The 2783-nt window shown below is 38.2% G+C and carries 1 pseudogene; it reads left to right on the top strand.

Annotated elements, in window-relative coordinates:
• Positions 1-482 precede the first annotated feature (482 nt).
• Positions 483-2783, top strand: a pseudogene (locus BN338_RS03730) (NADP-dependent malic enzyme); the annotation flags it as partial.

Raw genomic sequence — 2783 nt, 5'->3', positions numbered from 1 at the left:
ATAAACAAAACAACTTCCATTCTCAACATTCTCCTCCCTTTAAAATAGCTGAATAAACAATTTATAATTTTCAAATTATTGTTTAAAGTTTTTTTTTACCTCCGTATAAAAATTCAAATAAAATATATTTTATAAAAAATCGATAAACTGAATAGGAAAAGCTTTTCTATTCTTTCCTTATTTTGTAAGCATTGCAAAAAAATAATGGCTTGGTAATGGAATCATCAGGAAATATTTTATTTTTTTATAAACTAATCAATTTTTACGCGTTTTATTAAGGAAAGAAAAACGAATGTGCTGCTATCAATGAAATTATTCATTGTGCACAAATGAAAAGAAACATCAAACTGGTTTTACGATCCAGAAGAGTTTGCTCATACTCATGCATTTTGATATTCAGAGAAATGAGGATCTATTAGTGGAAAAAACCTTATTGTAGATGGAACACTCATAAAACATACGCTAACTTGGGTATCATAAAAATGTCTAGAGAACGAAATAATGATTTCAGTTCACCAATGGCTGAGCTTGACAGTGCTGCACTTTTTTATCACCAACATCCAAAACCTGGAAAATTGGAAATACAAGCAACAAAACCCCTTGATAATCAACGTGATTTAGCTCTTGCTTATTCCCCAGGCGTTGCAGCGCCATGTCTTGCAATTCATGAAGATCCCAATCTCGCTGCTCAATATACGTCTCGTTCTAATTTAGTCGCTGTGATATCAAATGGAACGGCCGTTCTTGGTTTAGGGAATATTGGTCCACTCGCTTCAAAGCCCGTTATGGAAGGTAAAGCCGTTTTATTCAAAAAATTTGCGAATATTGATGTTTTTGATATTGAGCTTGATGCATCCGATATAGAACAAATGGTACAAACGGTATCGACCCTAGAACCGACATTTGGTGGTATTAATCTTGAGGACATTAAGGCTCCTGAATGTTTTGAAATCGAAGAAAAACTGCGCGCTAAGATGAAGATTCCAGTTTTTCATGATGACCAACATGGAACTGCCATTATTGTTTCTGCTGCTGTATTAAATGCCTTAAATCTTTCAGGAAAAAAAAATTGAAAATGCCAAAATAGTTACCTCAGGCGCAGGTGCTGCCGCCCTAGCTTGTCTTAATCTTTTGGTCCGTCTTGGAGCAAAAGTTGAAAATATTTGGCTTAGTGACTTAGAGGGCATTGTTTATGAAGGTCGCAAACCCCTTATGGATCGTTGGAAAGTCAAGTATGCACAAAAAACTGACGCACGAACTTTATCTGATATTATTGATAATGCAGATATTTTTCTAGGCCTCTCTGCAGGGGGGGTTTTAAAGCCTGAATATCTTAAAAAAATGGCTCAAAATCCATTAATTTTAGCGCTGGCTAATCCAGTACCAGAAATTATGCCTGAAAAAGCACACTCTATACGACCTGATGCAATGATCTGTACAGGACGCTCTGATTATCCCAATCAAGTTAATAATGTCCTTTGTTTTCCCTATATCTTCCGTGGTGCATTAGATGTAGGTGCTACTGCAATTAATGAAGAAATGAAAATGGCTGCTGTTCACGCAATTGCTGCTCTTGCTCGTGAGGAAACTTCAGATGTTGTAGCACGTGCATACTCAAAAGAACCGCCTAATTTTGGACCAGACTATCTAATTCCCTCTCCTTTTGATCCACGTTTAATACTACGTATTGCTCCCGCTGTTGCTAAAGCAGCAATGGCAACAGGTGTCGCACTTCGTCCCATTGAAGATATGGAAGCCTATCATGATATTCTCAATCGATTTGTCTTTCTTTCTGGTTTAACAATGAAACCTGTTTTTGCTGCAGCAAAAACAGCAAAACGTAAACGTGTCATCTATGCCAATGGTGAAGATGAACGCGTCCTTCGTGCCGCGCAAGTTGTCATTGAAGAACAAACAGCAACACCTCTTCTTATCGGCCGTCCACACGTCATAGAAGCAAGATTAAAACGCTTTGGTTTAAGAATTCGTCCTAATATAGATTTTGAATTAACAAACCCTGAAGATGATCCACGTTTTCGAGATTACGTTAATTTATTTTTTCATTATACAGGAAGACGTGGCGTTACGCCTGAAATGGCAAAAACAATAGTGAGAACATCAACAACGGCTATTGCGGCCCTTGCCGTCATGCGTGAAGAAGCAGATGCGATGATTTGCGGCTTAGAAGGACGTTTTGAACGTCAACTTGAATTGATTGAACAAATTATCGGACTTGATCCTCATGTTCACCGTTTTTCTGCTATGAGTTTGCTTATCTCTCAACAGCGTACTCTTTTTCTCACAGATACTTACGTCAATGAAAATCCTTCTGCAGAAGAAATCGCTGAAATGACTGTATTGGCAGCTCAAGAAGTTGAAGCATTTGGAATAACACCCAAAGCAGCCTTATTATCACACTCAAACTTTGGTTCTAAAAATACAGAAAGTGCACGTAAAATGCGACGTGCAACAGAAATTCTTGCCAAATTACACCCTCATTTAGAAGCAGATGGTGAAATGCATGGTGATGCTGCCCTTTCCAAAGTTTTTCGTGATCGTGTTTTTCCTGATTCTCGTCTCAAAAGTGAAGCGAATTTGCTTGTCTTTCCAACACTTGATTCAGCCAACATCACGCTCAACACTGTTAAAAGCCTCACAAATGCACTCCATGTTGGTCCTATCTTAATAGGAGCAGCACGTCCTGCCCATATACTCACGCCTTCAGTAACTTCACGCGGCGTTGTTAATATAACAGCCCTTGCTGTCCTTGCAGCAAATAGAAA

The sequence above is a fragment of the Bartonella queenslandensis AUST/NH15 genome, assembly GCF_000312585.1.
Lineage (GTDB): Bacteria > Pseudomonadota > Alphaproteobacteria > Rhizobiales > Rhizobiaceae > Bartonella > Bartonella queenslandensis_A.
Note: the sequence above shows the minus strand (reverse complement) of the source record. Positions and strands in the feature narration are given on the sequence as shown.